This is a genomic window from Cellulomonas hominis, from assembly GCF_901521055.1.
GTDB lineage: Bacteria > Actinomycetota > Actinomycetes > Actinomycetales > Cellulomonadaceae > Cellulomonas > Cellulomonas endometrii.
The window spans coordinates 25,720-51,640 of record NZ_CABEGA010000014.1 but is presented as its reverse complement, the minus strand read 5'-3'; the positions used below and the strand labels follow the sequence as shown (position 1 = coordinate 51,640).

Sequence of the window (25,921 nt, the reverse complement as noted above, 5' to 3'; positions counted from 1 at the left end):
CGTCGCGTGCCCACCCCTGACTTCGTCCTGGACCTGCGCGAGAAGATCGGCCACGACCTGCTGTGGCTCTCCGGCGTCAGCGCGGTGGTGCTGCGGCCCGCCGCGGGCGGCGGCGAGGAGGTGCTGCTGGTCCGGCGCGCCGACAACGGGGCGTGGACGCCGGTGACCGGGATCATCGACCCGGGGGAGGAGCCCGCGATCGCCGGCGCCCGCGAGGTGCTGGAGGAGACCGAGGTGGTCGCCGTCGCCGAGCGCCTGGCGTGGGTGCACGCGCTGCCGCCGATGACCTACGCCAACGGCGACCAGTCGCAGTACCTGGACCTGACGTTCCGCTTCCGGTGGGTGTCGGGCGAGCCCGGGCCGGGCGACGGCGAGAACTCCGAGGCGCGCTGGTTCCGCCTGGACGCGCTGCCGGAGATGTCGGCGGAGATGCACGCCCGGGTCGCGCACGCGCTGCAGCCCGCGGGGGACGCACGGTTCGCGGTCTGACCCGTCCCGCGCCGGACCGGGTCGTCAGGACGTGCGCCGCGGGACCCCGTGCCGCCGGCCCTCCCGCCGGAGCGTCAGGAGCTCCCGGTGGAACGCCACCCGGCGCCGCAGCCGCAGCGCCTCCTCGTCCACGCCGCCCCGCGCGGTGACGACGCGGGTCCCGAGCAGCACGCGGAGGGCCACGAGCTTGGCGAGGGACGTCGCCACGGGCGGGTTCCGGCCGTGCAGGTGGTGCGCCAGGTAGGCCTCGCCGCGCCCGCGACCCGTCGCCTGCCGCGCGAGCCGGCGGGCGTCCAGGCGGTCGGCGTCGGGGTGGTGCTCGACGGTCGCTCCGCCGACGCCGGCCTGCCGGAACCCGGCCTGCAGCGCGTCCAGCCGGAACACCGTGTCCTCGGCGCCGGGGTAGCGGGCGGTGCCGAGCGACTCGTCGAACGGCACCGTGTCCAGCACCTCCCGCGTCGTGCCGAGGCTCGCGGCGGCGAACTCGCGGCCCACCACGGGCGGGTCCGGCACGACCGCGAAGTACGCGGACGCGAGCGCCGGGCTGAGCCAGGGCCGGTGCAGGTGCGGGGCGAGCGCGACGGACCCGTTGACCACGTCCGCGTCGCCGCGCCGCAGCGGGGTGGCCATCCGCTCGACCCAGTCCGGCGGGACGCGCACGTCGTCGTCGGTGAAGAGCAGCACCGGAGCCGCGGCGGCCGCCACGCCGCGGTTCCGGGCCCGCGCGATCCCCGGGCGGCGCTCCTCGACCACGCGCACCCGCGGGTCCCGCCGGGCCACGGCGGCGAGCACGACGGGCGTCCGGTCGGTCGAGGCGTTGTCGACGACGACGACCTCCGCGGGCAGGTCGGCGCGCTCCGCGTGGTCGAGGGCGACCCGCAGGTGCTCGAGCGTGGGCCCGAGCCGCTCGGCGCCGTCCCGCGTGCACAGCACGACCGAGACCTCCGGCGTGGTGCGTCCTGCCATCTCTCGGGCTCCGTCCGCCTCGATGTCCGTGGGCGGGGGCCGCGCTGCCTCCGCAGCCGAGTATGCGGCGCGTGCCGGGTCACGGAAACCCGTGGACGCACCAGAGGCCGCGTGGGCCGCGTAGCCTCCTGCGGGTGCCCCTGCCGCCCCGCACCGGACCGATCGCCGCGCTCGTCGGGGCGACCCTGTTCTGGGCGGGCAACTACGTGCTGGGTGCGGTCGCCGTCCGCGAGATGAGCCCGGTCGCCCTCACCGCGCTGCGGTGGTCGCTCGCCGTCGTCCCGCTGGCCGTCATCGCGCAGGTGGTGGAGCGGCCGGACTGGCGGGCGGTGCTGCGGACGTGGCGGCGGCAGGCCGTGCTCGCCCTGCTCGGGATGGTCGGGTACGCGCTGTTCGTGTACACCGCCCTGCAGCACACGTCCTCGGTGAACGCCTCCCTGGTGAACGCGCTGAACCCGGCGCTGATCGCCCTGCTCGGGGCGGCCGTCGCGCGCCGCGGGCTGTCCGGCCGGGCGGTGGCGGGCATGTCCGTCGGCCTCCTGGGCGTGCTCGTCGTGATCACCGGCGGCCGCGTCGGCGACCTGGCGTCGCTGGAGCTCAACGTCGGGGACCTGCTCATGGTCGGGGCGATCGTCGTGTGGAGCCTGTACACGCTGGGCGGGCGCGGGCTCGCGGGGGTCCCGCCGATCGCGTCGACGGCGTTCCAGGCGGGCATCGCGGCGCTGCTGATGGCACCGTTCGCCGCCGCGGGGCAGGTGCACTGGCCGCGCAGCCGGGACGCCGTCGTCGCGCTGGTGGTCATCGCGCTGCTGCCGTCGGTCGGGTCGTACCTGCTGTGGAACCTCGCCGTGCGCCGGGTCCCGCCGGCGGAGGCGGGCTCCTACCTCAACCTCATCACCGTGTTCACCGTGCTGATCAGCGCCGTCACCGGGTACGCCCTCGGGGCGGCGCAGCTGGTCGGCGGCGTGCTGGTGCTGGGCGGCGTGCTGCTCGTGCGGGACCGGAGCGCCGCCGCCCCGGGCGCGGCCGGGCCCGGTAGGGTCCGGGAGCATGCAGGTGAGACCCTTCGCGATGTGCGACCTGCCGGGGATGTACCGCGTGTGCCTGCTGACGGGCGACGCGGGGACTGACGCCACGCCCGTGTACCGGGACCCGGACCTGCTCGGCCACGTCTACGCCGCGCCGTACCCCGTCGCCGACCGGTCGCTGACGTGGGTGGTCACGGACGACGAGGGCCTGTGCGGCTACGTGGTCGGCACGGCCGACTCGCAGGCGTTCGCCCGCTGGCAGGAGGAGTCGTGGTGGCCGGCGCTGCGCGAGCGGCTGCCGCTGCCCGCCGCCGCGGACGACGGGACCAAGGACCACGAGCTGCTGCACACCGTGCACCACGGCGCCCGGTACGACCGCGACGTCACGGACCCGTACCCCGCGCACCTGCACATCGACCTGCTGCCGCGCGCCCAGGGCCGGGGGCTCGGCCGCACCCTCATCACGACCCTGGTGGACGCGCTCCGGGAGCGGGGCGTCCCGGGGCTGCACCTGGGGGTCTCGGAGCAGAACGCCGGGGCGATCGCGTTCTACGACCGGGTGGGGTTCCGCACGGTGGCGGCGCACACCTGGGGACGCACGCTCGGCATGGACCTGGAGGTGGCGGCGTGAGCGACACCGGCTACGGCGACTTCGAGTTCGAGCGCCGGTTCTTCGTGGAGCAGCCGCCCGCCGAGCTGCTCGACGAGCCCGACCCCGTGCTCATCGTGCAGTCGTACTACCTGGCGCAGGACGGCTACGCGCTGCGGCTGCGGGTGCAGGCCTCCGGGCTCCGGGTGCGGCTCGGGCCCGACGCCGACCCGCTCGCGGTGCTGGACGAGGTGGGGGACCGGTTCGAGTTCTGCGCCGTGACCCTCAAGGGCCCGATGAACGTCGGCACCCGCTACGAGGCCGAGCGCGAGATCGACGTGACCGTCGGCATGGAGATGATCCGCCGCGGCGGCCACCGCATCGTGAAGAACCGGTACTCGGTGTGGCTCGGCGCCGACGGGTGGGTGATCGACGTGTTCGGCGGGGCGAACAGCCCGCTGGTCATCGCGGAGTGCGAGCGCTCCGGCCCGGTCACCGACCTCCAGATCCCCGCGTTCTGCGTCACCGAGGTGACCGACGACGCCCGGTTCTCGAACGACGGGCTGGCCCGAGCGCCGTACCGCGGGTGGGCGGCGCAGTACGGGCGCGAGCTCGCGGAGTCCGGGCCGCGGTTCCTCACCGACTTCGGCCGGAACGACGTGCAGCGGCGCGGCTGACCTGCCTGCTCGGCCCGCTGCGCGACCCGCTGCCCGACCCGCTGCCCGACCTTCGCGTGACCCACGGCATCCCCGCACGTCTGGCCAAAGGTTGAAGGCTCAACTATTGTAGCGACATGACCACCGACGCCAGCCCTCTCGGCCCCCTCGACCGCCTCGCCGCCGACACCGCGATGGGCCCCGTCACGCTGCTCGTCGGCGACCTGGACCTGCAGCTGCGGTACTACCGCGACGTCCTGGGCCTCGACGTCGTCGACCGGCCGGACGAGCGCATCGAGGGCGTCGGGCGCCCGGACGTCGTCGTGCTCGGCCGCGGCAGCACCGGGCTGCTGGTCCTGCGCCACACCCCGGACCTGCCGCCGACCAGCCGCGGGCAGGCGGGTCTGTTCCACACCGCGATCCTGTTCGACACCCGCGAGGCGCTGGCCGCGACGCTGGCGTCCGTCGCCGCGCGCGCCCCGCACACCTACGTCGGCAGCGCCGACCACCTGGTGTCCGAGGCGTTCTACCTGACCGACCCCGAGGGCAACGGCGTCGAGCTCTACTGGGACCGCGCGCGCGACCTGTGGCAGTACGACGCGCAGGGGCGGGTGGTGATGGACTCGCTGCGGCTGGACCCGAACGACTTCCTGCGCGCGCACGTCACCGACGCGGCGCTCGCGGCCCCCGCCGGACGGCCCGTCGTCGGGCACGTGCACCTGCAGGTCGGCGACGTCGCCGGGGCGCGGGCGTTCTACGTCGACGCGCTGGGTTTCGACGTCATGGCCGACTGGCACGGCGCGCTGTTCGTGTCGGCCGGCGGCTACCACCACCACATGGCGATGAACACGTGGAACTCCGCCGGCGCCGGACCCCGGGCGAGCTCCCTCGGTCTGGGCGAGGTCACGCTCGTGGTGCCGGGCACGGACGACGTGGGGGCGCTGCGCGAGCGTCTGACCCACCACGGAGTCCCCGTGCGGGACGACGGCGCCACGGTGACGTTCGACGACCCGTGGCGCAACGTGGTCCGCGTCCGCCCGGCGGCCTGACGGCGCCGCTGCGGCCGGGGTCGGGCCGGCGAGGTCGTCACAACCGAGCGAGGTCGTCAGTCCTGCGGGACGACCTCGTGTCGGACTGACGACCTCGAGCGCGGTCGCGCGGGCTCGTCAGCCCGCCATCGCCTCCGCCGTGTGCGCGGGGTCGACGCGCTCCTCGGGCGCCACCGGGGGCGGCGGGGTGCCGTCGCCGAACGGGCGGCCGCCGAGCGCCTCGCGGCCGTGCTCGGTCAGCCAGCCGCGCAGGTCCGGGCCGCCGGGGACGATCTGCGTCGGGTTGATGTCCTGCTGCACCACGTAGTAGTGCCGCTTGATGTGGTCGAAGTCGACGGTGTCCCCGAAGCCCGGCGTCTGGAACAGGTCCCGCGCGTACGCCCACAGCACCGGCATCTCGGTCAGCTTCGACCGGTTGCACTTGAAGTGCCCGTGGTAGACCGCGTCGAACCGGACCAGCGTGGTGAACAGCCGGACGTCCGCCTCGGTGATCGTGTCCCCGACCAGGTACCGCTGCCCGGCCAGCCGCTCGCTCAGCTGGTCGAGGCGGGAGAACAGCCGCCGGTACGCCCGGTCGTAGGACTCCTGCGAGCCCGCGAACCCGCACCGGTAGACGCCGTTGTTGACGTCGGTGAACACGGCGCGCGCGACCTGGTCGATCTCGTCGCGCAGGTGCTCCGGGTACAGGTCAGGAGCGCCGTCGCGGTGGTGCGCGGTCCACTCGGTCTCGAGGTCGAGCGTCATCTGCGCGTAGTCGTTCGTCACCACCTGGCCGGTCGGCACGTCGACGATCGCCGGGACCGTGATGCCGCGCTCGTAGCCCGGGAACCGCGCGAAGTAGGCGTCCTGGATCCGGGGGATGCCCAGCACGGGGTCGACGCCGCCCGGGTCTAGGTCGAACGTCCACGACCGCTTGTCGTGCGTCGGTCCGCACACGCCCATGCTGAGCGCGTCCTCCAGCCCGAGCAGCCGCCGGACGATGACGACCCGGCTCGCCCAGGGGCACGCGCGCGAGACCACGAGCCGGTACCGGCCGGGCTCGACGGGGTAGCCGTCCCGGCCGTCCGCGGTGATCCGGGTGGTGATGTAGTTCTGGTCCCGGACGAACTCGGTGCCGGCCGTCACGTACGCGCCGGCGGTGCTGAGGTCCTGGTCGGTGGGGCCCGGTGTCATGCCCCGATCATCCCGCGTGCGGCGCCCGTGCGCCTCGCGGCGTGTCCCCGCCCCTGCCTAGAGTGGCCGGGACCCCGACCTCGACCCCGGAGACCCGTGCCTGCCGTGCCCGCTGCCTCGTCCCGCCCCTCGCGCCCGTCCGTGCGGCACGGGCGTCCGAGGCTCCGCCGCACCGCTGCCCTGGCCGCCGCGGTGGCGCTCGGCCTGCTCGCGGCCTGCACCGGCGGGAGCACCGAGACGCCCAGCCCGGACCCGACGCCCACGCCGGTGGTCGTGCGTCCCGCGGTCGCCCTGCCGGACGCGCCCGTCACGGTGGTGCCGGGCGCGCCCGCGGCGGACACGGCGCTCGCGGTCAGCGGGGCGCTGTTCGACGAGGCGCCGGTCGCGGTGCTCGTCGAGGACGCCGACCCGGCGCTCGTGGCGCCGGCCGCCTCCGCCGCCGTGGCCCTCGGGTCGCCGCTGCTGCTCGCGGGCGCGCAGGGGCTCGACGACGAGCTGGAGCGGCTCGGCACGGAGCACGTGGTGGTGCTCGGCGGGCCCGGTGCGGACCTGCCGGACGGCGTGCGGGCCTACCCCGTCGACGGCGACGACCCGGGGGCGGGGCTCGCGGACCTCGGCGTGGAGCTCGGCCCGGCGCAGGACGTGGCGGGGGACGGACTGGTCGCCGCGGTCGTCGCGCTCGCGCGCCCGGAGCCCGCGCTGCTGTCCGTCGCCCCGGAGGCCGCCGCCACGCCCGCGCCGAGCGCGACCCCGGGGGACCGGTCGACCGGGCGCGCGACCGGCGACCCCTCCGCCGCCCCCGGCGACGGCGACGGTGAGCCCGGGCTCGGCGACGGCGTGGGCGTCGAGCCCGCGGACGCCCCGGACGGCGCCGCGCTGCTCCTCGACGTCGCCGCCACCGACCCGGCCGCCGCCGCGGTCGCCGCCGCCACCGCCCGGGCGGCGGGGCTGCCGCTCGTCGACGTGCCCACCGGCGACCCGCGCGCCACGGCGGCTTCCGTGCAGGCCCTCACCGGCGTGCGGAGCGTCGTCGCGGTGGGCGCGTCGTTCGGCGCGGCCGAGGTGCTGGCGCCCCGGCTGGCGTCGGCGGTCACCGGCACGCAGCTGCCGGGCGGCGGGCAGCTCGTGTTCCCGGACACGTCCACCGGCCTGACGGGCAAGCGGTACGTCGCGCTGTACGGGACGCCGGGCACCCCGGCGCTCGGCGTGCTGGGGGAGCAGGACGTGCCGTCGACCATCGCCCGGGCGCAGCAGACCGCGGCCCCGTACGTCCCGCTCACCACGGACACCGTCGTGCCGACGCTGGAGATCATCGCGACAGTGGCGTCGGCCGGCCCGGAGCCGGACGGCTCCTACTCGCGCGGGCGCTCCGTCGAGGAGCTCCGCCCGCTCGTCGAGGCCGCGGGCGCCGCCGGCATGGCGGTCGTCATCGACCTGCAGCCCGGCCGCACGGACTTCGTCACGCAGGCGCAGCGGTACGCCGACCTGCTCGCGTACCCGCACGTCGGCCTCGCGCTCGACCCGGAGTGGCGGCTGCAGCCCGACCAGGTGCACCTGCGGCAGATCGGCTCGGTCGGCGTCGACGAGGTCAACGCCACCGCCGCGTGGCTCGCGCAGTTCACGCGGGAGCGGCAGCTGCCGCAGAAGATGTTCCTGCTGCACCAGTTCTCGCTGCGGATGATCACCGAGCGCGAGCGCCTCGACACGAGCCACGACGAGCTCGCGACGATCATCCACGCCGACGGGCAGGGCTCGCAGCCCGCGAAGGCCGGGACCTGGGCGACGCTGCGCCAGGGCGCGCCCGACGTGCACTGGGGCTGGAAGAACTTCTACGACGAGGACCTGCCGATGCTGGACCCCGTGCAGACGTACTCCGTGCAGCCGGTCCCGGACCTGGTGACGTACCAGTAGGTCCGGTTCGCCGCCCGGCGTCAGGCGACGGCGGCGTCCGCGGCGGCCGTGCGCTCGTACACCCGCTGGTGCCCGGTGATCGCGCTCATCCGGAACGGGTTCCGGGTCACGGGCGCGATCGTGTGGTCCCCGCCGTCGACCGGGTTCACCGGCGCGACGATCTCCAGGTACTCCGGGTGCGTCACCTCGACCCGCTCGTCGATCAGGCGGCGGTGGGCGGCGGCGCGCAGGTGCGTGCGGTAGCCGGGCTGCACGACGCCGGTGAACATCTCGCCGACGGCGCCGGAGCCGTAGCTGAAGAACCCGATGCGCGAGCCCGCCAGGTCCTCGGTCGCGTGGTCGAGCAGCGACGCGAGCCCGATGTACATCGACGCGGTGTAGGAGTTCCCGATCTCGCGGTTGTACCGCAGGGTGTCGGCGATCTGCGCCTCCATCACCGCGGCGTCCCGCGGCGCCCCCGCGATCCGGGTGAGGTGCGCGTGGGCCTTCGTCGCCATCTTGGTGAACGGCTGGTGGTAGACGAACGCGTCGATGTCGCCGAACGCGGGGCCGCCCTGCGCCTGCAGGTCCTGCCAGGCGCCGGTGAGGGAGTCGGTGTACGCGCGGATCGACAGCCGGCCGTCGACCACGGCGGTGGTCCGGTAGTTCGGCCGCCAGAAGTCCATGACGTCGGAGGTGTGCAGCCCGGAGAGCGGCTCGATCGCGACGAGGCGGGGGTCCGCGGTGACGAGCATCGCGACGGCGCCGCAGCCCTGGGTCGGCTCGCCCGAGGACCCGACGTCGTACCGGGCGACGTCGGAGCAGATCACGAGCACCTTCTGCTCGGGGTTCCGCGCGACGAGCGCCAGTGCCATCTGCAGCGCGGACGTGCCGGCGTAGCAGGCCTGCTTCAGCTCGACGACGCGCGCGGCGGGGGACAGGCCGAGCAGCCGGTGCACGTACACGCCGGCCGACTTCGACTGGTCGATGCCGGACTCGGTGGCCAGCAGCACGGTCCGGATGGACGCGATCCCGTCCTCGTCCAGGTCCTCCACGAGGGGCAGCGCGGCGGCGGCGGCGAGGGTCACGACGTCCTCGTCGGGCGCGCACACGCTCATCCGGTCCTGGCCGAGGCCGACCGTGTACTTGGCGACCTCGACGCCGTGCACCGGGGCGAGGTTCGCCAGGTCGAGGTACCGGTCCGCGGTCGCGAAGGCCAGGTCGTCGATGCCGAGCTGCATGTCGGGGTGGGATCCTCTCCGGCTGGGCGTCGTCCGCAGGCGGTGACCCGGGCCGACGGGCCCCGGGAGGCGGCCGCCGACGTCGGCGGCCACGCGAGGCCCGGACGACTGTAGCCCCGCGCGTGATCGCCGACCAACGGCGGTCGACGACTCTTCACGCGCCTCTCACGGAACGCCTCCGGTGCCCGGATTCTTCCCGTTCGTGAAAGCGGTCACGTGCGCCGGGGCGCGCGGTCAGCCCTGCGTCGTGCTCCCGCGCTCCAGCTTCAGGTGCGCCGCCATGAGCTCGCCGGGGTTGGTCTGCGCCGCCATCAGCGACAGCTCCCCGCACAGGACCGTCGCCGCGCACAGCACCGCGAGCCGCCGCGCGTTCGCCCCGGGCTCCCGGTCCTCGCGGCAGCCGAGCCGCGTGAGGTTCTCCTCGACGAAGTCCAGGCCCTTGCCGTTGCCGACCGTGCCGACCACGAGGTTCGGCAGGGTGCACGAGAAGTACAGGTCGCCGTCGCGGACCTCGGCGTGGGTGAGCCCCTGGGAGCCCTCGACGATGTTCGCCGCGTCCTGGCCGGTCGCCAGGTAGAACGCCAGCAGCATGTTCGCGTAGTGCGCGTTCGCCGAACGCAGCCCGCCCGCGAGCATCGTGCCGATGAGGTTCTTGCGGATGTTCAGCTGCACGACCGCCTCGGGCGTCGTGTGCAGGAACCGCTCGACCAGCCGGCGGGGGATGACGATCTCGGTGACGACGTTCTTGCCGCGGCCGAGGATGCCGTTCACGGCCGTGGCCTTCTTGTCCGAGCAGTAGTTCCCGGAGATCGACCCGTACCGCAACCCGGGGACGGTCGCCAGGACGTGGTCCATCAGCTTCTCGGCGGCGTTCGTCACCATGTTGTGGCCGGACGCGTCGCCGGTGCTCAGCTCGAACCGCACGAACAGCAGGTTCCCGGCGATCTGGAAGTGCAGGTCGATCAGCCGCGCGAACCGGCTGGTGGTCGACACGACCGCCTCGAGGTCGGCCCGGTGCGCGGTCAGGTACTGCACCGCCGCCAGCGCGACACCGGCGTCGTCGGCCTCCAGCAGAACCGACCGAGACATCCGCTCGTCCACCAGCGTCGCCCGGATGCCGCCCTCGACCATCGTCGACAGCCGCGCGCCCCGCCGGACCGACGGCCACAGCGGCGACTCGTACGTGGCGAGCGGCACCTCCGTCTCGCCCGTCATCACGTTGCCGCTCAGCCGCACGGGGCCGACCCAGCGCAGGGGGACGGGCGCGGACGCGTCGGCGGCGGCGGACATGGGGACCTCCGGGGGTCGGCAGGCGTGGGAGCGCCGGGTCGGCGCAGCCGTCAGCGTAGACGCCGCCGCCCGGGACCGTCCGACCGGCGGACGTCGTGCCTGCGCACGGCCACGGCCGGACGTACCGTGTGCCGCATGACGCGCCCCCTCCGCATCGGAGTCCAGATCCAGCCGCAGCACGCCGACTACCCGCAGATCCGCGACGCCGTCCGGCGCGCGGAGGACCTGGGCGTCGACGTCATCTTCAACTGGGACCACTTCTTCCCGCTGAGCGGCGACCCCGACGGCAAGCACTTCGAGTGCTGGACCATGCTGGGCGCCTGGGCGGAGCAGACCAGCCGCGTCGAGATCGGCGCGCTGGTGACGTGCAACTCCTACCGGAACCCCGAGCTGCTGGCGGACATGGCCCGCACCGTCGACCACATCAGCGGGGGACGGCTGATCCTCGGCATCGGGGCGGGCTGGTTCGAGAAGGACTACGACCGGTTCGGCTACGAGTTCGGCACCGCGGGGTCCCGCATCGCCGAGCTGGCCGAGGCGCTCCCGCGGATCAAGGCGCGGCTGGCGGCGGGCAACCCCGCGCCCACGCGGGACATCCCGGTGCTGATCGGCGGCGGCGGGGAGAAGAAGACGCTGCGGGTCGTGGCGGAGCACGCCGACGCCTGGCACTCGTTCGGCGACCTGGACACCCTCACGCGCAAGAGCGCGATCCTCGACGAGCACGGTGCCGCGGTCGGCCGTGACACCGCGACCCTGGTCGAGCGCAGCGTGGGCGTCTCGGCGTCCCCGGACGAGGTGGCCGCCCCGCTGGTGGCCGCGGGCGTCACGCTGTTCACGGTCGGCGTCAGCGGCCCGGACTACGACCTCTCGCTGGTCGAGCAGTGGGTCCGCTGGCGCGACGCTGAGGGCTGACCCGCCCGCCGAGGTCGGCACTCCGCGGCCCGGGTCGGCACCCCGAGGTGCCGAGCCCGACCCGCGACTGCCGACCTCGGCGCGACGACGCGGTCAGCCGACCGTCGAGCCGGGGAGCGTGGGGAGCGTCAGGGACTCGTCGATCAGGGCCCGGAGGGCGGCGAGCTCCTGCGCGGTCCAGCCGGGCGGCTCCGTGACGTCCGCCCAGGCACCGACCACCTGGCTGGCGTAGTTGTGGCCGTGGCCGTCGGGCACGCTCACGCCGAAGAACTGGTCGACCGTCACCTGCACCCACGTGATGACGGGGAACCACCGCACGCGGCCGGAGACGTCCGGGCCGCGCGGCTCCGCGAGCCAGTCGGGCTGCCGCGTGATCAGGTCCCACGACCACCAGACGACGGGGTCGCTGGCGTGCTGCAGGTACGCGACCCGCGGCGCGTCCCAGTCGGTGCCCGGGGCCGCGAGGTCGGCGGCGTCCGCGCCGAACCGGACCGTCTCGCCGTCGTCGACGACGGGCTGCCACTCCGGGCTCCCGGTGTCGCGGCCGTCGGTGATCGTCCGCCACAGCGGCGTGAAGCTCGGGGTGCCGACGTAGAGCGCACCGTCGACCCGGCTCGTGAGGTCGCCGACCGAGCCGAAGGCGGCCTGCGCCGCGAACGACCCGAGGCTGAGCCCGTACGACACCAGCCGCGGGCGGTCGTCCTCGGGCAGCTCCGACCACCGGGCGTGCACCGCGTCGAACAGCTCGCGCCCCGCCTCGGACGCCCGGTCGGCGTCGACCAGGAACGAGATCCAGCTCGGCAGGTAGGAGTACTGCATGGTCGCGATCGCGGTGTCCCCGGCCCACAGGTACTCCAGCGCGGCCATCTGCTGCGGCTCCGTCCACCCGGTGCCGGTGGCGCCCGCGACCACGAGCACCGACCGGTCGAACGCCCCGGTGCGCTCCAGCTCCTCGACCACCAGCGCCGCCCGCTCGCTCGCGTCGTCCGCCGAGTCCAGGCCGACGTAGACGCGGACGGGCTCGACCGCGGGATCGCCGGTGGCCTCGGTGATCTCGTCCGGCGTCGGTCCGCCGGCCACGAAGGAGCGGCCGTGCAGGCCGAGGGAGTCCCACGGCACCGCCGAGTCCGGCGACCCGGAGCGCAGCGGTGACGTGACGGGCTCGACGCCCGCGGCGGTCTCGGAGTTCGTCCCCGCGTACACCGAGTCGGCGACGTCCACCACGACCCGGAACAGCACCCCCGCCGCGAGCCAGTACACGAGCAGGGCGGTGACGACCACGCCCGCGAGCGACGCCACCGGCGCGGGCACCCAGCGACCCAGCAGGCGCGCCACCCGCTGCGACACCCGGCGCAGGGCGCGGGCCAGGGCCAGCAGCGCCAGCCCCACGACCAGGGCGATGAGCCCGACCAGCACCGCCGCCGACGTCCGCCGCGGCTCACCGACCAGCGCCCGCACGTCGTCCTGCCACTGCGCCCCGACCGCCACGACCACGACCGCGAGCACCGGCCCCGCCCAGGCGAGCACCCGCCAGGCGACGCGTCGGGCCCGCGGCGGCGGCAGGGGCAGCCCCGTGCGGCGGACCACCCACGCGACGAGCACCCCGACCCCGTACCCGACGACCGCCCCCACGCCGGCGATCAGCCCGAGGTACAGCGTCGGCCGGGGGAGGAGCGAGGGCGTCATCGCCGCCGCGAGCCCGACGAGCGCGCCGAGCATGCCGGACCAGGACAGCTCCCGGCGGGCGAACCAGTGCCCGACCGGGGCGCCGGCGCGGCGGGCGAGGGCGACGACGCGGCCCGCGGGGCTCGGCGAGGTCGCGGGGCTCGGCGCGGGCGCGGGCCTCGGCGCGGACGTCCGGGCCGGCGCGGGGCTCGGCGAGGGCGCGGGTCGGTCGGCGTCCACGGGCGTCCTCCGTCGGCTGTCGGGCCGTCCGCGCGACGGCCGCCAGCGATTCGTACCACAGCCCCGGCCTCCGCCCGCCGAGGTCGTCACCTGCGCACGAGGTCGTCAGTCCCGGGGACGACCTCGTGCGGGAGTGACGACCTCGGGCCGCCCCGACCCGCCGCGCGCCTACCCTGGGGGCGTGAGCGAGACCAGTGACCTGACGGCCGTCGCCCAGGACTACCTCAAGGTGATCTGGACGGCCCGCGAGTGGTCGACCGCCCCGGTGACCACCAAGATGCTGGCCGAGCGGCTCGGCGTCGGTGCCTCCACCGTGTCCGAGACGGTCCGCCGGCTGGCCGACCAGGGGCTCGTCGAGCACGCGCCCTACGCGGCGATCACGCTCACCGACGAGGGGGTCCGGCACGCCGTGCAGGTCGTGCGCCGGCACCGGCTGATCGAGACGTTCCTGGTCAGCGAGCTCGGCTACGCGTGGGACGAGGTGCACGACGAGGCCGAGGTCCTGGAGCACGCGGTCTCGGACCTCATGGTCGAGCGCATCGACGCCCGCCTGGGCCACCCGACCCGCGACCCGCACGGCGACCCCATCCCCGCCCCGGACGGCACGGTCCCCGCGCCGGCGGCGGACATGCTGTGGGAGCTGGCGGAGGGCGCGGGCCGGGTCGCCCGCATCTCCGACGCCGACCCGGGGCTGCTGCGGTACCTCGCGTCCGTGGGGGTGGTCCTGGACGCCCGCGTGGAGGTCGTGGAGCGCCGCGACTTCGCCGGGATGACGGCGGTGCGCGTGCTGCCGCCCGACGGCACCGCCGAGCCCCGGCCCGTCGAGCTCGGCGAGCTCGCCGCGCGCGCCATCTGGGTGCTGCTCGACGCCCGCTGACCGCCCGGTAGGCTGACCGCTCCGGAGTTGCGCCGTCGCTGCGACCGGGACGGGCTGCCGCACCCGTCGGGCCGCGCCCCCGCGCACCCGCGTGCGCGCCGCCGCAGGACGACGACGCGGGAGCACATCGTGGGGATCAGCACGCAGGACGGCACGCCCGAGGCCGCCACGGACGTCGTGCTCGACCCCCACCTGGTCCGCCGTCGCGCGCGGCTGCCGCTGCTCGCGCTGGCGCTCGGCGGGTTCAGCATCGGCACCACCGAGTTCGCGACGATGGGCCTGCTGCCGCTGATCGCGGACGACCTGCGCGCGACCATCCCCGAGACGGGCCACGCGATCACGGCCTACGCGCTCGGCGTGGTCGTCGGCGCCCCGCTGCTCACGACCCTCGCCGCCCGGATGGACCGCCGCCGGCTCCTGCTCCTGCTGATGGCGGCGTTCACCGTCGGCAACGTGCTGTCGGCCCTCGCGCCGTCGCTCGGGTGGCTCGTCCTCGCGCGGTTCGTGGCGGGCCTCCCGCACGGCGCGTTCTTCGGCGTCGGCGCGGTGATGGGCGCGCACGTCGCCGGTCCGGGCCGGCGCGGCCAGGCGGTCGCCACGATGATGGCCGGCCTGACCATCGCCAACGTCGTCGGGGTGCCGCTGTCGACCGTGCTGGGCCAGGTCTTCGGGTGGCGGGTCGCGTTCGTCGCCGTCGGCGTGCTGGGCCTCGTCACGCTGGGGGCGCTGCTGCGCTGGATCCCCGGGCTGGCGGTCCGGGACGGCGCGAGCGTGCGCGGCGAGCTCGGAGCCTTGCGCAACGGCCGGCTCTGGGTGGCGTGCGCCGCGGGGTCGATCGGGTTCGGCGGCATGTTCGCGGTCTACTCGTACGTGTCGCCGCTGCTCACCGAGGTCACGGGCATCGCCGAGGCGACCGTGCCCGTCGTGCTGGCCCTGTTCGGCGTCGGCATGACGATCGGCACGCTGCTCGGCGGCCGGCTCGCGGACCGGTCGGTGGCCCGCACGGTGCTGGTGGGCTTCGCGTCGACGATCGTCGCGCTGGTGCTGATCGCCGTGCTCGCGCAGTGGGTGGTGGCCGGGGTGCTGGCGATCATGCTGCTCGGGGTGACGTCGCAGGTGCTCGGGCTCGCGCTGCAGTCCTGGCTGATGGACCTGTCGCCGTCCGCGCCCTCGCTCGGCGCCGCCCTGTGCCACTCGGCGCTCAACGCCGGCAACGCGGCGGGGGCGTGGGCCGGCGGGCTCGTCATCGCCGGCGGACTCGGCTACCTCGCGCCCGCGTGGGTCGGGGCGGGGCTCACCGCCGTCGGCCTGGTCATCGCCGCGGTGACGCTGCTGGGCGCGCGGGGCCGGGCACCGGTGCCCACGACCGCAGGCTGACGCGCCGGCGCCGGTCCCCAGGCGGTGCGGAGCGGTCCCCAGGGCGTCCTGGAGCAGGTGCGGGCGTCGATAGACTTCCCCGGTGACGTCGCCCGCCTCCACCCAGCCCGATCCCGCCGCCGCGCCCTCTGCGCCCGCCGCACCCGCTGCGGCTCCCGCGCAGGACGTGCCGTTCCGGTACACCGCCGCGCTCGCGCGCGACATCGAGCTCAAGTGGCAGGACGAGTGGGTCGACCGCGGGACGTTCTTCGCCGCGAACCCCGCCGGCGCGCTGACCGACGGCGACGGTGCCCCCGCCCGCGAGGGCGCGCGGCCGTTCTTCGTCATGGACATGTTCCCGTACCCCTCGGGTGCCGGCCTGCACGTCGGCCACCCGCTCGGGTACATCGCGACCGACGTCGTCGCGCGGTTCCGCCGCATGCAGGGCGACAACGTGCTGCACGCCCTGGGCTACGACGCGTTCGGCCTGCCGGCCGAGCAGTACGCCGTGCAGACGGGTCAGCACCCGCGCACGACCACCGAGGCCAACATCGAGATCATGGCGCGCCAGCTGCGCCGCCTGGGCGTCGCGCACGACCCGCGGCGCACGTTCGCCACCATCGACCCGGACTACGTGCGCTGGACGCAGTGGATCTTCCTGCAGATCTTCGAGTCCTGGTACGACGAGGACGCGGTGCGACCCGACGGCGGTCGCGGTGCGGCCCGCCCGGTGTCGACCCTGGTGGAGGCCTACGAGTCCGGCACCCGTGCCGTCCCCGACGGGATCGACGGCGTGCCCGACGGGGCGGACTGGGCGGACCTGGACGCGGTTCAGCGCCGGCGCGTCGTCGACGCCCAGCGCCTGGCCTACGTCTCCGAGACCCCCGTGAACTGGTGCCCCGGCCTGGGCACCGTGCTGGCCAACGAGGAGGTCACCTCCGACGGCCGCTCCGAGCGCGGCAACTTCCCGGTGTTCCAGCGGACGCTGCGGCAGTGGAACATGCGGATCACCGCGTACGCCGACCGGCTGGCCGACGACCTCGCGCTCATCGACTGGCCCGAGAAGGTCACCGCCATGCAGCGGAACTGGATCGGCCGGTCCGAGGGCGCGCACGTGCACTTCGAGGTCACCGACGCGGACGAGCCGCTGACGGTCTTCACCACCCGCCCGGACACCCTGTTCGGCGCGACCTACGTGGTGCTGGCTCCCGAGCACCCGCTGGTCGACCAGATCCTCGCGAACGGCGAGCCCGCCTGGGCCGACGACGTGCCGCAGGACTGGCGCGGCGGCGCGGCCACCCCCGCCGAGGCCGTCGCGGCGTACCGGCGGGAGGCCGCGGCCAAGACCGCCGTCGAGCGGCAGGCCGACGCCGGGCGCAAGACCGGCGTGTTCACCGGCGGGTACGCGCTCAACCCCGTGAACGGCGCCTCGCTGCCCGTGTTCGTCGCCGACTACGTGCTGATGGGCTACGGCACCGGCGCGATCATGGCCGTGCCCGGCGGTGACAGCCGCGACTTCGCGTTCGCCGAGGCGTTCGGGCTCCCGGTCGTGCACACCGTCCAGCCGCCGGAGGGCTTCGAGGGCGGCGCGTGGACCGGCGACGGCGCGATCATCAGCTCCGCGAACGACGAGGTCACGCTCGACGGCCTGTCGGTCGCCGAGGCGAAGGCCCGCATCCTCGACTGGCTGGAGGAGCGCGGCGCCGGCGCGCGCACCGTCACCTACCGCCTGCGCGACTGGCTGTTCAGCCGTCAGCGGTACTGGGGCGAGCCGTTCCCGGTCGTCTACGACGAGGACGACCTGCCGATCGCGATCCCCGAGCAGCTGCTGCCGGTCGACCTGCCGGACGTCCCGGACTACGCGCCGCGCACCTTCGACCCCGAGGACGCCGACTCCTCGCCCGAGGCGCCGCTGAGCCGCAACGACGACTGGGTCAACGTGACCCTGGATCTCGGCGACGGCCCGAAGACCTACCGCCGCGACACGAACACCATGCCGAACTGGGCCGGGTCGTGCTGGTACTACCTGCACTACCTGGACCCGTCGCACGCCACGGGGCAGGTAGTCGACCCCGCGCTCGAGCAGTACTGGATGGGCCCCGGCCACAACCCGACGGACACGCACGGCGCCGGCGGCGTCGACCTGTACGTCGGCGGCGTCGAGCACGCCGTGCTGCACCTGCTGTACGCCCGGTTCTGGCACAAGGTGCTGTACGACCTGGGTCACGTCAGCAGCCGCGAGCCGTTCTACAAGCTGTTCAACCAGGGCTACATCCAGGCGTACGCCTACACGGACGTCCGCGGGGTCTACGTGCCCGCCGCCGAGGTCGTCGAGGACGACTCCGTCGAGTCCGGGTTCACCTGGAACGGCGAGGAGGTGTTCCGCGAGTACGGCAAGATCGGCAAGTCGCTCAAGAACGCCGTCTCGCCGGACGAGATGTACGCCGAGTACGGCGCGGACACCCTGCGCGTCTACGAGATGTCGATGGGCCCGCTGGACCTGTCGCGCCCCTGGGAGACCCGCGCTGTGGTCGGCGCCCAGCGGTTCCTGCAGCGCATCTGGCGCAACGTCGTGTCGGAGGAGACCGGCGAGGTCACCGTCGCCGACGTCGAGCCCACCGTCGACACGCTCCGCGTCCTGCACCGGACCATCGCCGAGGTCGGCGAGGACATGGCGGGCATGCGGATCAACACCGCGATCGCCAAGCTCATCGTCCTGAACAACCACCTGACCTCGCTGCCCGCCGTGCCCCGGACCGTCGTCGAGCAGCTCGTGCTCATGACCGCCCCGGTGGCCCCGCACCTCGCCGAGGAGCTCTGGTCCCGCCTGGGCCACGAGCGGTCGCTGGCGCACGAGCCGTTCCCGGTCGTGGACCCGCAGTACCTCGTCGAGGACACGGTGACCTGCGTGTTCCAGGTGCAGGGCAAGGTCCGCGGGCGCGCCGAGGTCAGCCCCGACGCCGACGACGACACCCTGCGGGAGCTCGCCCTGGCCGACGCCGGCGTGCAGCGGGCGCTGGCGGGTCGCGACGTGCGCACCGTCATCGTGCGCGCGCCGAAGCTGGTCAACGTCGTGCCGGCCTGACGGTGCCGGACGGGCCTGGGGTGGCGCCCGCGACGGTGTCCCGCTGGCGCGCCGCCCTCGTCGGCTGGGGCGGCCGCCTCGTCCACCGAGGACGGTCCGGAGCGGCGGCCGACCCCACGCCGCTCCCGCCGCCGGCACCGCGCGTCGTGGTCGTGACGGACTCGACGTCGTGCCTGACGCCCGAGGACGCCGCCGCGTGGGGCATCGACGTCGTGCCGCTCGACGTGGCCGCCGACGGCACCCGGTACCGGGACGGCGTCGACCTCACGCCCACGGGGCTGGCCGCGCTGCTCGAGCAGGGCCGCCGCGTCACGACGTCGCAGCCCCCGCCCGCCGCGTTCGCCGCCGCCTACGAGGCCGCAGCGGCGCGTGGCGCGGGCGAGGTCGTGTCGGTCCACCTGTCCGGCGAGCTCTCGGGCACCGTGCGCGCCGCCGGGATGGCGGCGCAGCTCGCACCGCTGCCGGTGCACGTCGTCGACTCCCGCAGCGCCGGCATGGGGCTGGGATCCGCTGCGCTCGCCGCCGCCGAGGCCGCGCGCGGCACCGTCTGGGGCGACGTCCCGGACGGTGCCGAGGTCGCCGGTGTGGCGGAGCAGGTCGGCCGGTCGACCGCCGCCTGGTTCGTCGTGGACTCCCTCGACCACCTGCGCCGCGGCGGGCGGCTGTCCGGCGCGGCCGCCGCGTTCGGGACGGTGCTCGGGCTGCGGCCGGTGCTGACGCTGCGGGACGGCCGGATCGAGGTCGCGGAGCGCGTCCGCACCCGCCGGGCCGCCCGCGACCGGCTGCACCAGCTCGCCGTCCAGGAGGCGCAGGGACGCGGGACGGCCGTCCGCGTCGCGGTCCAGCACCTCGGGCGCCCCGAGGTCGCGGCCGAGCTCGCGGAGCGCATCCGGTCGACGCTGACGATCGACGACGTGCTCGTGCGGGAGGTCGGCGCGGTGCTCGGCGGTCACCTGGGCGTGGGCGTGCTGGCGGTGACGGTCACCGACCGCTGAGGGGCGTCGCGCGACGGGATCCCGCGGCGCCGAACCGTCCCCAGGCTCGCGGCGGGTGCGTCGTCCCCAACGGAGCCGCCGGTGCCGCCGGGGTGGCCCGCGGCGTCCCTACGGTCGGACGCATGACCTGGTACGACGGCGGTGACGCGCCGGACCCGACGCCCCGGGCCTCGCACGCCGTGGACGGAGTGCTGGGTGAGCCGTCCGGGCGTGCGCGACTGCGCGCGGCGGCGGAGCCGACGCCCCTGGAGGCGGGACCGCTGCCGCGCCCGGCGGGTCGGGCGCGCCGGGCGGCGGCCACCCGTCAGCCCCACCCGCACGGGGTCCGGTGGCGGGTGAGCCCACGGGCGGCCGCCGTCGCGGTGCTGGCTCTCGCGCTCGCCGGCGGTGCGGTCGCGCTGCGCGCCGCGAGCGGCTCGGCCGCATCCGGGGCCCCCGCGGTCACCGTCGAGGAGCCCGCCGTCTCCGAGTCCCCCACGAGCGCGGACCCGGCCCCGCCGACGGCGACTCCGGGGACGGTCTGGGTGCACGTCGTCGGGCAGGTCGCCGCTCCGGGGCTCGTGAGCCTCCCGGAGGGCGCGCGGGTCGCGGAGGCGGTCGCCGCCGCGGGTGGCGCGCTCCCGGACGCGGACCTCGGCGGTCTCAACCTCGCGGCCGTCGTGCAGGACGGCGCCCAGGTCCGCGTGCCCGCCCCGGGGGAGGCGCTCGCCCCCGCCGCGGGCACCGGCCCTGCCACGGGCACCGGCCCTGCCGCGGCGGCCCCGGGCGGTGGCGAGGGCGGTGGCGTGGACGGCGCCGTCGACGTCAACCAGGCCGACGCCACGCAGCTCCAGGCCCTGCCAGGGATCGGCCCGGTGCTCGCCGAGCGGATCGTCGCCTGGCGGACCGAGCACGGTGCCTTCGCCGCGGTGGAGGATCTGCAGGACGTGCCGGGGATCGGCCCGGCGGTGCTGAGCCGGATCCGCGACCGGGCCCGGGTCTGACCGTGGCCGACGGCGAACCGGTCGACCTCCGCCTGGTGCCCGCGGCGCTGGCGGTGTGGGCGGTGGCGGCGGGTGGCGTGCTGCTCCCCGAGGCCGCGGCGTGGGCAGGCGGGGTCGCTGCCGGGCTCGCGGCCGCCGTCGCTGCGGCGGTCGCGGCACGGGGACGCCGGCCCGTGCCGGTGGCCGCACGCGCGCAGGCAGCGCCGGTGGCCGCACGCGCGCAGGCAGCGCCGGTGCCAGCGGCCGGGCAGGTGCTGCTCGTCCTCGGGGCGGTGTCCGTCCTGCTGCTCGCGCTCGCCGTCCAGGTGGGCGCGCGGGAGTCCGGGGCGGTGCGGGACCTGGCAGAGGACGGCGCACGCGTGCGGGTCGTCGGCGTCGTCCGGTCGACGCCCGAGCCGTGGGGCAGGGCGGCGTCCTCCGACCCCGACGACGGACGGAGCGCGGCACCCGTGCGGTTCCTGCTCGCCGCGTCGTCGGTCGACTCCGCCGGGGGAGGCGGACCCGCGGCCACCGGCGCGGCGGTCGAGGTGGTCGCGCCCGCGTCCGCCGGTGCGCTGGCCTACGGGACGCAGGTGGAGGTCCTGGCCCGGCTGTCACCGGCCCCGGACCGCGCCCGGAGGCCGGTCGTCCGCGCCCGCACCACCACCGACCCGACGGTCCGGGCGCCGCCGTCTGCGCTGCTCCGCGCGGCGGAGCGGCTCCGAGCGGGACTGGTGGGGTCGGCGTCGGCGGTCCCCGGGGACGCCGGGCGGCTCCTGCCCGCGATGGCGGTCGGGGACACGCGGGCGGTGGGCGACCTGGAGCAGGCCATGCGCGACTCGGGGCTGGCGCACCTCACCGCGGTGTCGGGCGCGCACTTCTCGCTCCTCGGCGCGGTGGTGCACGTGCTCGCCGCGTGGGCGCGGGTGCCGCGCCGGTGGCGGGTGCTGCCCGTGGCGACCGTGATGGTGGGGTTCGTCGTCCTGGTCCAGCCGGGCGCCAGCGTCGTGCGCGCGGCCGTCATGGGTGCGGTCGGGCTGCTGGGGCTGCTCGCGGGGCGGCCGGCGCGGTCCGTCCCGGCACTGGCGGGTGCGGTGGTCGTGCTGCTCGTGGTCGACCCGTGGCTGGCCCGCGACCTCGGCTTCGTGCTGTCGGTGGTGGCCACCGCGGGGATCGCGCTGCTCGCCGCACCGCTCGCCGTACGGCTCGCCGCACCGCTCGCCCGACCGAGGTCCGCCGGGCGTCGGCCGGGGCCCTCGACGGCGAGAGCGGGCCGTCCGGGGCCCGTCGCGACCGCGCTGGCGGTACCGGTCGCCGCCCAGGCGGTCTGCGCCCCGGTGGTCCTGCTCCTGTCCCCGACGGTGCCGGTGTACGCGGTGCTGGCCAACGTCGCCGCCGCACCGGCGGTCCCGGTGGCGACCGTCGGCGGGCTGGTGGCCGCGCTGCTCTCCCCGTGGTGGCCGGCGGGTGCCGCGGCGTGCGCCCAGCTGGCCGGGGCTGCCTGCTGGTGGATCGCCCGGGTCGCCTGCACGGCCACCGGGCTGCCGGGCGCGCAGCTCGCCTGGGTGGGCGGAGCGGCCGGGCCGGTCCTGCTCGCGTGCGCCTGCGGTGCCGCGCTCGTCCTGGTCCTGGCGTGTCGGCGCCGCATGGCACCCTAGGGACGTGCCGCCGTCCCCCTCCTCCGCCTCGCGCCGACCCGCACGGAGCGGCGCCCGCGCGTCCGCCGCACCCGCCGGGCTCGCCTGGGACGAGGTGGGGATCGCCCCCGTCGTGCTCGTCACCGGCCCGGAGGAGCTGCTCGCGGAACGCGCCGTCGAGCGGGTGATCGGCCTCGCCCGGGAGCGGGACCCCCAGGTCGAGGTCACCCGGCTCGACGCCGCCGCGTACGGCTCCGGTCAGCTCGCCCTGGCGACCAGCCCGTCGCTGTTCGCCGAGGACCGGGTGGTCGTGGTGGAGGGCGTCGAGAAGGCGACGGACGACCTGGTCCTCGAGGCCACCGCGTACGTCGCGCACCCGGAGGCGGACGTCGTGCTCGTGCTGCGGCACGGAGGCGGTCAGCGCGGCAAGCGGCTGCTCGACGCGGTCCGGGCGGCCGGCCACCCCGTCGCCAGCTGCGAGACCATCAAGCGCGACGCGGACAAGGTGGCGTTCGTGACCCAGGAGCTCCGCCGCGCGGGGCGCCGCATGGAGCCGCGCGCCGTCCGGGCGCTGGTCGACGCGGTCGGCAGCGACCTGCGGGAGCTCGCCGCGGCGTGCAGCCAGCTGGTCGCGGACACCACCGGGGTCATCGGGGTCGAGGTCGTCGAGCGGTACTACGCCGGTCGCATCGAGGCCACCGGGTTCCGCGTCGCCGACGCCGCGGTCGAGGGCTCCGCCGGGGAGGCCGTCGCCCTGCTGCGGCACGCGTTCGCCACCGGGGTCGACCCGGTGCCCCTCGTCGCGGCGCTGGCCGCGCGCCTGCGCATCCTCGCCAAGGTCTCGGCCGTCCGCGGCCGGGGTGCGGGCGCGGAGCGGGAGCTCGGCCTGGCGCCGTGGCAGCTGGACCGGTCCCGCAAGGAGCTCGCGCGGTGGACGCCCGAGGGGCTCGCGCACGCGATCACCGCCGTCGCGCAGGCCGACGCGGAGGTCAAGGGCGCGAGCCGGGACCCGAAGTTCGCCGTCGAGCGGGCCGTGCTCCGCATCGCGGGGGCCGTGCGCCGCTGACGCGTCCCCGCCGCGACGTCAGAGGTAGCGGCCGATCGAGTCGTGGTCGGGTCCGATCAGCGGGGCCGACGACCGGTCGAGCAGCAGGCTGCGCTCCAGCAGGTTGCCCTGGTAGAGGTCGAACCCCAGCCGGCGCCCGGCCTTCAGCTCGGTGCTGGACTCGACGAACTCCGCGACCAGCAGCGCGCCGTGCGACCGCGCCAGGTCGACCACCGGCTCGCCCTCGACGTCGAGGTCCCGCGCGTCGATCTTCACGAAGTCGGCCTGGGGGAGCAGCGACCGCTGGTCCGGCCGGGACACGAAGCCGGCCATGGCGATCCGGAAGCCCTGCTCGCGCAGCCGCCGCACGCCACGCAGGATGTCGCCGTCGATCCGGGTGCTCCCCGCGATCTCGATGACGAGACGGTCGGGCCGGGACGGCAGCTGCAGGTCGCCCACCAGGTACGCGCGCGGGCACCGGACGAACAGCCAGCGGCCGTGCCCGACCTCGTCGACGTCGGCGCGCCCGAAGGTCGCCCGGAGCACCGCGCTCGTGGCGCGCTCGTGCTGCAGGTCGGACCACGCCGCCGCGTCCGCGCACGTGGTGCCCGGGACGCGGAAGGCCAGCTCGTAGCCGAAAGGGTGCAGGCGCGGAGAGAAGATGCCCTGCCGCCCGACGATCACCTGCTCCTGCGCGACGTGCCGGTCCCACTCGCGCCGCAGGGCGTCCGGGATCGCCGCGTCGACCGCGTCGGCCAGACGCCGCTCCGCTTCGCCGTGTCCCCTCGTCATGTCGTCTATGACACCACAGGACGGGCCGCATGACACCGGGGAACTTCTCTGACCGGGGGTGATGTCCCGCGATCGTGCGGCGCATCACCTGCTGATTCACCCGTATGGGCGGACATGCTGCGAAAACGCTCAGGCGGTGGTGCGAAGCGCTTCGCGTAAGTCATGATCGTTGTGACAGAGAGTCAACGTTCTGTGACAGGAGACATCCCATGCGTACTGCGCTGAAGGCCCTCGCGACCACCGCCCTCGCCCTGACCCTGACCCTCGGTGCCTCGGGCGCCGCCAACGCCGCCGGCATCGTCAAGATCCAGAGCGGTGCGACCGGCTGCTGCCGGATCGCGGTCTGAACGCCTTCGGCGCCTCCCGGCTCGCCCTGCTGGCTCTCGGTGGACGGGGCGGGCCGGGGGATCGCCGTGCGAGCCGTGGCGGACGGGTGACATGCTCGCCGTCACGGCTCGTCATAGGTACAGTGACACCCATGACCTCCATTGCTGACCGCGTCCGCCAGGCGCGGTTGGCCGCTGGGCTCTCCCAGACGGCCCTCGCCGGTGACGCGCTCTCGCCGAGCTACATCTCGCTGATCGAGTCCGGCCGACGGGAACCCACCGACGCCGCGCTCGCCGTCCTGGCCGAGCGGCTGGGGTCGACGGTCGAGTACCTCAAGCACGGCGACGAGGGCCCGGCCGAGGCGCGGGCCAAGCTCGCGCTCGACTACGCCCGCCTGGACCTGGTGTCCGGCGAGGCGTCCTCCGCCCGCGACCGCATCCTGGCCCTGGACCTCGAGTCCGTGACGCGGCAGGTCCGCGTCGACTCCCGGCTCGCGCTCGCCCAGGCGTACGAGATGCTCGGTGACCTCGAGTCCGCCGTCGGGGTGCTCGAGCCGCTGCTGACCCAGTCCCGTGCGGACGCGCACCACCTCGACGCCGCCGCGACCGCGACCGCGCTCGTCGCCTCCTACGTGGAGTCCGGCGACCTGGGCCGCGCGATCGAGGTCGGGGACCGTCAGCTGCTGGAGCTCGAGGAGGCCGGCCTCACCGGCACGGACGAGCACCTGCGGCTCGGCTCCACCACGCTGTGGGCCTACGTCGAGCGCGGCGACCTGCTGTACGCCACGCACCGCGCGTCGGAGCTGATCCGGCAGGCCGAGCAGCTCGGCACGCCGCGCGGCCGCGGCTCGGTGTACTGGAACGCCGCGCTCGTCGCGGAGCAGCGCCACGACTACGCGCTCGCCAAGCGCTACACCGAGCGGGCGCTCGCGCTGCTCGGTGAGGGCGAGGTCAGCCGCGACATCCCGCGTCTGCGCCTGAACTACGCGTGGCTGCTGCTGCGGAGCGACCCGGCGGAGCCCGCCATGGCGCTGGAGCAGCTCGACCGGGCCGCCCCGGAGCTGGCGGTGTCGGGCTCCGAGGTGGAGATGGCGCGCCTCGACGTCGAGCGGTCGCGCGGGCACCTCATGCAGGGCGACCCGATCGCGGCCGAGGGCTACGCCCGGGCGGCGCTCGACCGGCTCGGCGACCAGCCGCGGCTGGAGAGCAGCGCCGCGCAGCTCGCCCTCGGTGACGCGCTGCACGCGCGCGGCGAGGTGCCGGCGGCGTCGCGGGCGTACCGGTGGGCGGCGGACATGCTCGGCATGATGTCGGCGTCCCGGCAGTCGGCCGCCGTCTGGCGCGAGCTCGGCGACCGGTTCCTCGGCCACGGCGACGTCACCGGCGCGGCGCAGGCCTTCGACCGGGCGCTGCGCGAAGCAGGATTCCGGCCCGCGGTCCCCGCGGTGCTGTGGGAGGCGTGGAGCGCGGTGGCGCAGGACTGACCACCGGCGTTCCCCACGGGGCGGTCCTCGGGCCGCCCCCGCTCAGAGGGCGTCACCCCGCAGGGGGGGTGACGCCCTCGGGCGTCTCCGGCGTGAAACCGGGGAAGACCGCTCCGGTCGCCGGGACCAGGCCCCGGGAACGACGAAGGGCGCCACCCGCAGGGTGGCGCCCTT

Annotated in this window: 22 protein-coding genes; 16 read left to right on the top strand and 6 right to left on the bottom strand. The window is 75.6% G+C overall.

The window, feature by feature from the left end:
- The first annotated feature begins 6 nt into the window (after positions 1-6).
- The gene (locus tag KJP73_RS03310) at positions 7-489 is read left to right on the top strand and encodes an NUDIX hydrolase (RefSeq protein WP_213281332.1); all 483 of its coding nucleotides are present in this window, start codon (positions 7-9) and stop codon (positions 487-489) included.
- 24 nt (positions 490-513) lie between these two features.
- Here the strand turns inward: KJP73_RS03310 and KJP73_RS03305 are convergent, their stop codons facing one another.
- On the bottom strand, positions 514-1,455 hold the full coding sequence (locus KJP73_RS03305; RefSeq protein ID WP_213281331.1) for a glycosyltransferase family 2 protein: 942 nt from the start codon (positions 1,453-1,455) through the stop codon (positions 514-516).
- A gap of 134 nt (positions 1,456-1,589) precedes the next feature.
- Here KJP73_RS03305 and KJP73_RS03300 point away from each other — a divergent pair, with 134 nt between their 5' ends.
- The 4 genes from KJP73_RS03300 to KJP73_RS03285 all read left to right on the top strand — a co-directional run bounded on the left by KJP73_RS03300 (position 1,590) and on the right by KJP73_RS03285 (position 4,777).
- A complete protein-coding gene (locus tag KJP73_RS03300) occupies positions 1,590-2,585 on the top strand; it encodes a DMT family transporter (protein WP_249669065.1) in 996 nt (331 codons plus the stop codon).
- A complete protein-coding gene (locus KJP73_RS03295; RefSeq protein ID WP_249669073.1) occupies positions 2,545-3,114 on the top strand; it encodes a GNAT family N-acetyltransferase in 570 nt (189 codons plus the stop codon). Before KJP73_RS03300 ends, KJP73_RS03295 begins: the two co-directional genes overlap by 41 nt.
- The gene (locus tag KJP73_RS03290; RefSeq protein WP_213281328.1) at positions 3,111-3,749 is read left to right on the top strand and encodes a hypothetical protein; all 639 of its coding nucleotides are present in this window, start codon (positions 3,111-3,113) and stop codon (positions 3,747-3,749) included. The genes KJP73_RS03295 and KJP73_RS03290 overlap by 4 nt, the downstream gene beginning before the upstream one ends.
- A 116-nt stretch (positions 3,750-3,865) precedes the next feature.
- Positions 3,866-4,777, top strand: coding sequence for a VOC family protein (locus KJP73_RS03285; RefSeq protein WP_249669064.1), 912 nt, complete (start codon positions 3,866-3,868; stop codon positions 4,775-4,777).
- Between the two features lie 117 nt (positions 4,778-4,894).
- On the opposite strand, the gene KJP73_RS03280 is transcribed toward KJP73_RS03285, so the two are convergent.
- The gene (locus KJP73_RS03280) at positions 4,895-5,950 is read right to left on the bottom strand and encodes a glutathione S-transferase family protein (protein ID WP_213281327.1); all 1,056 of its coding nucleotides are present in this window, start codon (positions 5,948-5,950) and stop codon (positions 4,895-4,897) included.
- A 96-nt stretch (positions 5,951-6,046) separates the two neighbouring features.
- Here KJP73_RS03280 and KJP73_RS03275 point away from each other — a divergent pair, with 96 nt between their 5' ends.
- Complete coding sequence (locus tag KJP73_RS03275; protein WP_249669063.1) at positions 6,047-7,861, top strand: hypothetical protein; 1,815 nt, start codon at positions 6,047-6,049, stop codon at positions 7,859-7,861.
- Between the two features lie 20 nt (positions 7,862-7,881).
- Here KJP73_RS03275 and KJP73_RS03270 read toward each other — a convergent pair whose 3' ends face one another.
- Together KJP73_RS03270 and KJP73_RS03265 are read right to left on the bottom strand one after the other, a co-directional pair.
- Complete coding sequence (locus KJP73_RS03270) at positions 7,882-9,081, bottom strand: hydroxymethylglutaryl-CoA synthase (RefSeq protein WP_213281326.1); 1,200 nt, start codon at positions 9,079-9,081, stop codon at positions 7,882-7,884.
- Positions 9,082-9,315: 234 nt separating this feature from the next.
- Positions 9,316-10,371 carry a hydroxymethylglutaryl-CoA reductase gene (locus KJP73_RS03265; RefSeq protein ID WP_213281325.1) on the bottom strand — a complete coding sequence of 352 codons (1,056 nt, stop codon included), beginning with the start codon at positions 10,369-10,371 and terminating at the stop codon, positions 9,316-9,318.
- A 135-nt stretch (positions 10,372-10,506) separates the two neighbouring features.
- Here KJP73_RS03265 and KJP73_RS03260 point away from each other — a divergent pair, with 135 nt between their 5' ends.
- Positions 10,507-11,283, top strand: a complete 777-nt coding sequence (locus tag KJP73_RS03260) for an LLM class F420-dependent oxidoreductase (RefSeq protein ID WP_213281324.1) — start codon at positions 10,507-10,509, stop codon at positions 11,281-11,283.
- Between the two features lie 93 nt (positions 11,284-11,376).
- Here KJP73_RS03260 and KJP73_RS03255 read toward each other — a convergent pair whose 3' ends face one another.
- The gene (locus KJP73_RS03255; RefSeq protein WP_213281323.1) at positions 11,377-13,188 is read right to left on the bottom strand and encodes an alpha/beta hydrolase; all 1,812 of its coding nucleotides are present in this window, start codon (positions 13,186-13,188) and stop codon (positions 11,377-11,379) included.
- A 181-nt stretch (positions 13,189-13,369) separates the two neighbouring features.
- Between KJP73_RS03255 and KJP73_RS03250 the strand changes: the two genes are divergently transcribed.
- The 7 genes from KJP73_RS03250 to holA all read left to right on the top strand — a co-directional run bounded on the left by KJP73_RS03250 (position 13,370) and on the right by holA (position 23,166).
- Complete coding sequence (locus KJP73_RS03250) at positions 13,370-14,065, top strand: metal-dependent transcriptional regulator (RefSeq protein ID WP_249669062.1); 696 nt, start codon at positions 13,370-13,372, stop codon at positions 14,063-14,065.
- 129 nt (positions 14,066-14,194) lie between these two features.
- On the top strand, positions 14,195-15,442 hold the full coding sequence (locus tag KJP73_RS03245) for an MFS transporter (RefSeq protein ID WP_349628277.1): 1,248 nt from the start codon (positions 14,195-14,197) through the stop codon (positions 15,440-15,442).
- Between the two features lie 82 nt (positions 15,443-15,524).
- The gene (leuS, locus tag KJP73_RS03240; RefSeq protein WP_249669061.1) at positions 15,525-18,506 is read left to right on the top strand and encodes a leucine--tRNA ligase; all 2,982 of its coding nucleotides are present in this window, start codon (positions 15,525-15,527) and stop codon (positions 18,504-18,506) included.
- 20 nt (positions 18,507-18,526) lie between these two features.
- On the top strand, positions 18,527-19,501 hold the full coding sequence (locus KJP73_RS03235; RefSeq protein ID WP_249669060.1) for a DegV family protein: 975 nt from the start codon (positions 18,527-18,529) through the stop codon (positions 19,499-19,501).
- 122 nt (positions 19,502-19,623) lie between these two features.
- Entirely contained in the window at positions 19,624-20,484 is an 861-nt protein-coding gene (locus tag KJP73_RS19165) for a ComEA family DNA-binding protein (RefSeq protein WP_249669059.1), read from the top strand.
- 2 nt (positions 20,485-20,486) lie between these two features.
- Positions 20,487-22,121 carry a ComEC/Rec2 family competence protein gene (locus KJP73_RS03225; protein WP_213281322.1) on the top strand — a complete coding sequence of 545 codons (1,635 nt, stop codon included), beginning with the start codon at positions 20,487-20,489 and terminating at the stop codon, positions 22,119-22,121.
- 4 nt (positions 22,122-22,125) lie between these two features.
- Positions 22,126-23,166 (top strand): DNA polymerase III subunit delta, encoded by a 1,041-nt coding sequence (gene holA / locus KJP73_RS03220; RefSeq protein ID WP_213281321.1) that lies wholly within the window; start codon positions 22,126-22,128, stop codon positions 23,164-23,166.
- 18 nt (positions 23,167-23,184) lie between these two features.
- On the opposite strand, the gene KJP73_RS03215 is transcribed toward holA, so the two are convergent.
- Positions 23,185-23,937 carry an EAL domain-containing protein gene (locus KJP73_RS03215; RefSeq protein WP_213281320.1) on the bottom strand — a complete coding sequence of 251 codons (753 nt, stop codon included), beginning with the start codon at positions 23,935-23,937 and terminating at the stop codon, positions 23,185-23,187.
- 209 nt (positions 23,938-24,146) lie between these two features.
- Here KJP73_RS03215 and KJP73_RS03210 point away from each other — a divergent pair, with 209 nt between their 5' ends.
- A complete protein-coding gene (locus tag KJP73_RS03210; RefSeq protein WP_213281319.1) occupies positions 24,147-24,284 on the top strand; it encodes a hypothetical protein in 138 nt (45 codons plus the stop codon).
- Between the two features lie 131 nt (positions 24,285-24,415).
- The gene (locus tag KJP73_RS03205) at positions 24,416-25,747 is read left to right on the top strand and encodes a helix-turn-helix domain-containing protein (RefSeq protein ID WP_213281318.1); all 1,332 of its coding nucleotides are present in this window, start codon (positions 24,416-24,418) and stop codon (positions 25,745-25,747) included.
- Positions 25,748-25,921: the final 174 nt, after the last annotated feature.